General features: G+C 62.2%; 1 protein-coding gene. It reads left to right on the top strand.

The window, feature by feature from the left end; genetic code table 11:
• Window positions 1-137: 137 nt before the first annotated feature.
• On the top strand, window positions 138-527 hold a 390-nt coding region (locus tag FQ755_RS06875), incomplete at its 3' end, for a YoaK family protein (RefSeq protein ID WP_144152459.1).

Genomic DNA, 527 nt, shown 5'->3' with positions numbered 1-527 from the left:
AAACGTGTCGCGTTCGTTCAGGGCGTCTGGAAGGCGGGCCTCAGTTTGCGTGTGGAATCCAGAAACCAGCTTGCGGAACCTGTCCGCGCTGGCGCCGAAGGGCGAAGCGGACACGCCAGTACACGAGTCGATACCTCATGCCAGCACACTATTTCCGCAGTCTGACGGGAAAGAACCGGAGCACCGGGGCGGACAGGCAGCTTGGTTTTTCGCTGGCGTTCGTGGCAGGTGGGACCAACGCTGGCGGCTTTCTCGCGGTGAAGCAGTACACTTCCCATATGAGCGGCGTGGTATCCGCGATCGCTGACCAGACCGCGCTGGGTGATCTCTCACTGGTCCTCGCGGGTGCCGGATCGCTGATCTCGTTCCTGCTGGGTGCTGCCTGTTCCGCCGTGCTCGTCAATTGGGGGCGACGCAGGCGACTGAACAGTCAGTACGCTTCACCCTTGCTGATCGAGGCTGGGCTGCTCCTTTGCTTCGGGCTGATCGGCAGTCATCTGGCGCTGTGGGAAGCCCTGTTCGTCCCA

This window comes from Paraburkholderia sp. BCC1885, assembly GCF_900996235.1.
In the GTDB taxonomy this organism is placed as follows: Bacteria; Pseudomonadota; Gammaproteobacteria; order Burkholderiales; family Burkholderiaceae; genus Paraburkholderia.
Note: the sequence above shows the minus strand (reverse complement) of the source record. Positions and strands in the feature narration are given on the sequence as shown.